The sequence below is a fragment of the Rickettsia endosymbiont of Ixodes pacificus genome (genome assembly GCF_000965155.1).
Taxonomy (GTDB): Bacteria; Pseudomonadota; Alphaproteobacteria; order Rickettsiales; family Rickettsiaceae; genus Rickettsia; species Rickettsia tamurae.
On record NZ_LAOP01000007.1, the window covers coordinates 1 to 6,308 of the forward strand.

Genomic DNA, 6,308 nt, shown 5'->3' on the forward strand with positions numbered 1-6,308 from the left:
TTAGTTGAATCTAATGCCTCTATGAATAGCCTAATAATATTAAGAAAGATCAAGGTGATTCACAAAAGAGAGAATTAAAAAAATATGAACGTCGTTATCATGATTTCCGAGAAGGGAAAAAGTAAGGAAAATATCTAATCAAACTCATGTCAGTAGGACAGATCCTGATTGTAGTCTTGTATCAAGAACTAATGGTTATAAAAAGCTATGTTATAAGACCCACTACTCAATTGATTCAGATTCACGTATATAATAGATTGTTATGTAAGTACAGGATCACAACATGAGTGTATGTCTTCCAAGTAGAGTTTGGAAATATTTAATAATTTTTCTTTTAGAGTAAAAGAATGGATAGCAGACAAAGGTTATGGTAGAGGTCCAACCTATGGATATTTTAAATTACTTGGAATTACAACTTATATACCTTTACATGTAGATAATCTTGGTGAAGGAAAAATAAGTAGGGGGGAATTTCAATATGATAGAGAACAGGATAGATATAAGTGTCCACAGGGACATTATCTTTATCCGTATGATAAATTAGATAAAAACAAATAAAACGTTATCGTATTACAGGAGGGCATTGTAAAAATTGCTCTCTAAAATCAGGTTGTATTTCTGATAATTATAGTAATAGAGGACGATTTATTTATCGTAATCCTTATCAGGATGAAATAGATGAGGTAAAGGTCAGACAGAATAGAATTGATTTTAAGAAAAAACTAATTGAGAGAAAGTGGAAAATAGAAGGTCTATTTGGTGAAGCTAAGGAGAATCATGGTTTACGAGGAGCAAAATTTAGAAGTGTACAGAAACACAGATTCAAATACTGATGATTGCGATAGTACAAAATTTTAAACGGATACTTAAAATTATTTTTTGGTTTTTTTATCTACTGCTATTAAAGATAAAAAATATTAAAGTATTTGCAACCTTGTTGATTTTTTCAACAGCCCGTGTAGAGTTTTACAAATTAATCGAGTCGGTTGGGTGCAGAATTTTATTCTTACCTACATATAGCCCAGACTTAAATCCTATAGAACATTATTGGTTTAAGATTAAGAACGAAATAAGAAAAGTTACGGGGCAATTCAAAGATATCAGTATGGCTGTAGAACACGTACTAAAGTTTATTTAACTGTACCTATTTACTATGGTCTAGCTATATTTCCCTAATGGTTATTCCCCGAGCATATAAGGATATTACTTTATCATCAAATCCTTCAAGCTGAACCTGAAATCCTTTTGTACCATTATCAGGTTTAATAACACTAAGCAAACATCCTCTAGTATGGGCGATAAAACCATTATTGCAAATTTCCTGATAACCGCGATCAGCTAAGATCTTGATAAGTCTTGGGAACTTCTCCTTTAACCAAATAATAATATCTTAGCACAATTACTATCATGAGGAGTAGCACTATGTACATCAATAATTAATAGGATAACTAAAGTATCTACAACTATATGACGTTTTCTCCTGTTACCTTTTTCCCTCCATCATATCCTTTCTCTTCATTTTTTAAAAGAACGTGTCCTTCGCTTTGACTATCGATGATTCCTATACTAGGACTTGATTCTTTGCCTAATTGAAGTCTTACTTATACTTCTTGCACTATTCATCAAATCCTCAATTACTCCTCTATGTTTTAACCTATAAAGTAATTAATACTCATTTCCATGGACCAAAATCTTTAGGCAAATCTCTCCAAAACAGCCGTTCTTGGTTATATAAAATATCCCATTCCATAATAGCCTTGCGCATCCTTAGGGGGCGGACGACCTTGCTTCCTTTTCTTTTATTGATTATTTCTTCTATTAATCCCCACTCTTCATCGCTCATGTCGCTTGTGTATCCTAGCATCTTCTCCTTTTGGATGCTAACATACTACCTATCTTTCTAATTACAATATTTTACGTGACTGGTTCTAAGTCAAAGGGGTTGTAACCCTTTGACTTAAGAATTAGGACTTGAGAAGCTGGTTGATTTCAGAAATAGAAGTCCTGTAACTTTAGAGATAAAAGAAATATCAGAACAGCAGAAGCATATTTTTAGCTACTTCATATTTTTTTCGCTTCGCAATCTGCATGCCTCGAGCTTCGCCAATCTGCATGCCTCGAGCTTCGCCAATCTGCATGCCTTGTTGTACACCTTCTTCTTTCCAATGCTGAGCTAAGCTAGTCATAAGTTTTTCTCCTTGTTCGGTATTAAGACGAGACTTTAATATTTTTTCTAGTTCTATTTTATCAGATTTGTTAATTTTAATCAATGTATAGGTTAATATCAGTTCTAGGTAATCAATACCGATATTGAGTTTAGCGAATTCAGGGTAAGAGGTCAGCTACCTCATACCATCTTTTAAGTAGATCTCTCTCATGAATATGCTTCATGAAGAATTGCAATATTCCTGACCAAGCTTTTTTCTTAATTCCTCATCAGGGGATGTCATGAATATTAATCACCTGATGGTCCTTAGTCCAAATATCTTGCACCAGCTGTTTATTTTTAAATAGTTCCCAAATATTCTTTGGAGCATTGTATTCTTTTTGCCGTTGTAAAATATTAACGGATATACGAAAGGCAGATACTTAGATTTAGGATGAAGAGTTAAATGCCTTGATGCAATATCAGTCATATATTTAAATAGCCTAAAAGCCATGAAGTGATCAGGAGTACTTTGATGCTCTAAAAGAATCCAAAAATATCCAGTATCATCATTAAACTTAGCTGAGAATAGAATATCGGATATAGAGTGTCTAAGGTCTGCTTCAACAAAGCTTTCTTTTTCCATTTTAAGAGTATGAGGCAAGAACATAGCCTGAATCTCTTTTGGAAGATGCATTTCAAAGAACTCTTTAGCTACTATTGGATTCTCTAGAGCCTTACGAATGAGTGCATCATGCCTTGGACGCTCAGAAGCACCGCTATTTTCTAAGTCTTTTGCTGTTGTTGATTATTATGCTCTTCATTAGTCATACTTGCAAATCCTTATAACTCATAATCATCGTATGCTCTAGCTCCCTTTCTAAGCGGAGTTCTTTAACTTCTGCTTTGACCTTAGCAAAGGTTGATGCTATGCTTCTCATCTACAAAGCCTGGGATATTATTCTGCATCTCATGCTTCATGTATTTAAGTGGGCATGAATATTTCTTAGTGCCTACCATCACATGCTCATCATCTAATAGCTGCTTATATTCTCATTGTGATGATCCATATAATGCTTCTCACATGTTTTACTTAAATTCTTAAGCACATTATGACTATCAGAAGAGTTAAATTGATTTAGTATCTCGTAATCCTTTAATATACCATGTTTTTGGGCATATACTACCATATTATGCATATTACTAATTAACTTATCTTGCTCTATAGTCTTAGCATTTGATATCGCAGATAATAAACTACTATCATATTGCTCTGCGTATTTAAGATTCCATCAAGAGACTTAAAGAATTCATGTTCACGGCTAATTGCAGTTAACATTTCATCGATTGTCTTAGCGTGAGCTTTGTCTTGCTGAATCATCTGATACTGGAGTCTCTAACTGATAACTCTCTAAACTTCTATCAAATGCTTATATGTCTCTTCTAGATTTTTACTATTCTTAAGCTGTACTAATATGTCTTGCGTGCTGAAGACTCCATGCTGCTCTACTGCTGCTATATCTTTTAATTTAGGTAAAAGTTCTTGTTCCTTGTGTTCAAGAGCTTGCTGTGCTAAGTCCTGGAATTCATAATTAAATGTTCTATATTGATGTTGCCATTTAGTGCTACAAAAAATTTCTGATCTTTTCTAAGGCTACAAACACCTCAGATGCTATCTCATGCTTAATTTGCTCCGTATGTGATATTAATGTCTTGCTTTCTGCTTCTCTTGCAATATCCGCTAATCTTGTCTGTTCACGACGTTTTTGATAATCAGAATAAACCCTACCACCTTAAATCCTTCCTTCTTGTACTGCCGTACTATTCTCTCATCTACAAAAGTCTCACCAGCTCCAGGATTACCTTCAAGTATGCTGATATCTGAGCCGTTGAGACAGACAAGATTGCGTCAATCTGCTCAGCTACTGAACACGTGGTTCTTACTGCCAAATACATTAAGCTTTAAGACCTAAACTTCTCCTATTTTATCGTTAAATTTATTTTGTAGGTTTGACTCCTGCTTCATTTACCAAGTCACCTAGCTTGATCTTTTAAACTATTTCTTTCTAAATCTACAGCGTAATATTAAGCTTATGTCCTCCTTAGCATTTAATTCTTCAATAGCAGACACATAACGACACTCTAAATTTACTCTGATTTAAGTGAGTATAGCGTTCTTCCCATCAAATCCTTCTGATCCATCAGCTCTATTTGTCTGATACCAGTAGCTGATTGTAAAGCCTTAAAAATCTTCTCCATATTCTTTGTTCAGATGTTCAATAGCTTGTTACTTAACCTGCACTCTCTGCTGGATTATTTACCTATGCTTTTTGATGCATTTTCACTACTATCTGCTCCTGAACTAATCCTTTTCCAAATGTTCTAATAATCTCTTGTTCCTGAGTAATATTGCTACCTTTTGATACTAAATGCACCATCAAAGCTATCCGATAATGCTATTGCTATATCTTCTTTCGTAAATACCGGCTTCGTATATGAAACCTTCCCTAATACTATCTCTGGATTCTCTCTTATCTTCCTCGCATTCTCTGCTATTATCTCTTTTATTCTTTGCCTCAAGCTCAGTCGATTCCATATAATAACTAGAACCTCTATGCTTGTAGGCTCTTGATCTATCCCAAGAGCCTATATGACTTACTACTGACTTTAAATGGTAAACCTGCTTCCTCATATAGCTTATTGATCTCTATCTCACATTCCTCTCTTAAAAAATATAAGAATCTTGTACTTTCTAACTCCCTATCCTTAACTCTTCCAATTACTACTCCTCCACTCTCTAAACGCTCTAACCTTCTACTTAAAATACTGTATATGCACATGTGGATTATCAGGATTGTCATAGTGAATATTAACGTCACATACTATACCTCGTGATACTATCCATTTCTCAACATATTCTTCAACTAATCTAATATTATCTTCCTTAGTTACTTCTCTAGGCAATGCAAATTCTATCTCAGCACCAGGCCTTGAATCAGCCTTCTCTCTCTTGCTTCAGCTGCATTCCATAATATACTCTCTATCTTTTAACCATGCTATATCCTGAAATTCTTTAGATACAAATATCTTACTATATACTACTCCTTGTTTTTTGCTAAATCATAAGTAATACTAATAGCTTCTCCACTTTCTTTATCTATAGTTTTATACACACTGAGCGCATAGCGTTTGTGCCAACAAAACGCGAAAGTGCATTAAGGGGGCTTGCTGCCCCCTTAAAGAACCCCCGCAATATGTAAAGAAATATGTATGATGCTTTATTATCATTGACTATTGATTATTATTGCCGGTATACTAGTTTAGTATCAAACACTTGAGATTAGTGAATTTAACCAGTAAAAAATCAGACAACACCAAAACTGATTAAATCTATTGTAAAAAAATATGGTATACTCGTATGCAATATCAAAAGCTACCACCTTTGATCGTAAAGCAGATAGCAGAAAAAGATTATGCTTGGGGGGTTATTTGTCAAAGCAGGTCTTGATTATCTGCACCCAAATAATGCCCATATTCTCTACGGAATGCTACTCGATTGTAAAGAGCAATTAATACTTAATCCTAAAATTATTGATAAATGGAAAATCAAAGGACAATCCTTATAAATAATTATTAACTATAATTATCGTTCTTATATGCAGAATTCTTCATAATACTTGGATTACTCATAACCACCATTGGACTTATCTATCTCTCATCCCTTATCTTAAACTTGACGTCTACCAGGTGACTTTTTCTTTCAAAGGTAACTTCTCTTTTTTCTGCCCTCTAACCTCTTGCCTGCTCTTTAGTATCTTCATCTCTTTGCTCCTATTCCTATTCGATAATATTTCTAATCCTTAACTCTAAACATTATTGCTCTAATAAAAAGTAATAAATAACCTTGAAAAAAAATCTTATTATTATATTTATAATTTGAATCATAAACATATATTCAACAATTTTTACCTATGATTGATTACACTACTACTACACTACTACTTCTAAACTCATGATGAAGGTCTGAGACAATTTATGTTAAAGGTTTATAACCTTATGGCTGTAGCTCTGCTATTAACTGGTAGTACTGCTATTATCACAATTTCTTGGACACCACTTGTAAACTTAATGTTTAATACTACTTTTGGCTATTGTTGCTTTT

General features: G+C 33.8%; 7 protein-coding genes and 3 pseudogenes. 5 read left to right on the forward strand and 5 right to left on the reverse strand.

Going from position 1 to position 6,308, the window contains the following annotated elements:
• Nucleotides 1-309: 309 nt before the first annotated feature.
• The 3 genes and pseudogenes from REIP_RS08275 to REIP_RS10430 all read left to right on the forward strand — a co-directional run.
• Nucleotides 310-558 carry a hypothetical protein gene (locus tag REIP_RS08275; protein WP_045804437.1) on the forward strand — a complete coding sequence of 83 codons (249 nt, stop codon included), beginning with the start codon at nucleotides 310-312 and terminating at the stop codon, nucleotides 556-558.
• An 11-nt stretch (nucleotides 559-569) separates the two neighbouring features.
• Nucleotides 570-833: a transposase gene (locus REIP_RS13860; protein ID WP_410525715.1), complete on the forward strand. Its 264-nt coding sequence runs from the start codon at nucleotides 570-572 to the stop codon at nucleotides 831-833.
• 140 nt (nucleotides 834-973) lie between these two features.
• Nucleotides 974-1,138: pseudogene (locus tag REIP_RS10430) on the forward strand (transposase); the annotation flags it as partial.
• A 534-nt stretch (nucleotides 1,139-1,672) separates the two neighbouring features.
• Here the strand turns inward: REIP_RS10430 and REIP_RS08285 are convergent.
• The 5 genes and pseudogenes from REIP_RS08285 to REIP_RS13030 all read right to left on the reverse strand — a co-directional run bounded on the left by REIP_RS08285 (nucleotide 1,673) and on the right by REIP_RS13030 (nucleotide 5,110).
• Complete coding sequence (locus REIP_RS08285; protein WP_045804439.1) at nucleotides 1,673-1,864, reverse strand: transposase; 192 nt, start codon at nucleotides 1,862-1,864, stop codon at nucleotides 1,673-1,675.
• 93 nt (nucleotides 1,865-1,957) lie between these two features.
• Nucleotides 1,958-2,891, reverse strand: a pseudogene (locus REIP_RS08290) (Rpn family recombination-promoting nuclease/putative transposase).
• A gap of 289 nt (nucleotides 2,892-3,180) precedes the next feature.
• Nucleotides 3,181-3,345, reverse strand: coding sequence for a hypothetical protein (locus tag REIP_RS13020; RefSeq protein ID WP_231569367.1), 165 nt, complete (start codon nucleotides 3,343-3,345; stop codon nucleotides 3,181-3,183).
• A 1,434-nt stretch (nucleotides 3,346-4,779) separates the two neighbouring features.
• Nucleotides 4,780-4,986, reverse strand: coding sequence for a hypothetical protein (locus REIP_RS13025; protein WP_231569368.1), 207 nt, complete (start codon nucleotides 4,984-4,986; stop codon nucleotides 4,780-4,782).
• Nucleotides 4,961-5,110 (reverse strand): MobA/MobL family protein, encoded by a 150-nt coding sequence (locus tag REIP_RS13030; protein ID WP_231569369.1) that lies wholly within the window; start codon nucleotides 5,108-5,110, stop codon nucleotides 4,961-4,963. Before REIP_RS13030 ends, REIP_RS13025 begins: the two co-directional genes overlap by 26 nt.
• 509 nt (nucleotides 5,111-5,619) lie before the next feature.
• Here REIP_RS13030 and REIP_RS08300 point away from each other — a divergent pair.
• Together REIP_RS08300 and REIP_RS13035 are read left to right on the forward strand one after the other, a co-directional pair.
• Entirely contained in the window at nucleotides 5,620-5,772 is a 153-nt protein-coding gene (locus tag REIP_RS08300) for a conjugal transfer protein TraD (protein ID WP_045804440.1), read from the forward strand.
• Nucleotides 5,773-6,169: 397 nt separating this feature from the next.
• Nucleotides 6,170-6,308 (forward strand): annotated as a pseudogene (locus REIP_RS13035) (BAX inhibitor (BI)-1/YccA family protein); the annotation flags it as partial.

Bases quoted from the DNA above. Each gene is read 5' to 3' on its own strand.
- REIP_RS08285 (WP_045804439.1), bottom strand. From the start codon at position 1,864: ATGCTAGGATACACAAGCGACATGAGCGATGAAGAGTGGGGATTAATA.
- REIP_RS13020 (WP_231569367.1), bottom strand. From the start codon at position 3,345: ATGCATAATATGGTAGTATATGCCCAAAAACATGGTATATTAAAGGAT.
- REIP_RS13025 (WP_231569368.1), bottom strand. From the start codon at position 4,986: ATGTGCATATACAGTATTTTAAGTAGAAGGTTAGAGCGTTTAGAGAGT.
- REIP_RS08300 (WP_045804440.1), top strand. From the start codon at position 5,620: ATGCTTGGGGGGTTATTTGTCAAAGCAGGTCTTGATTATCTGCACCCA.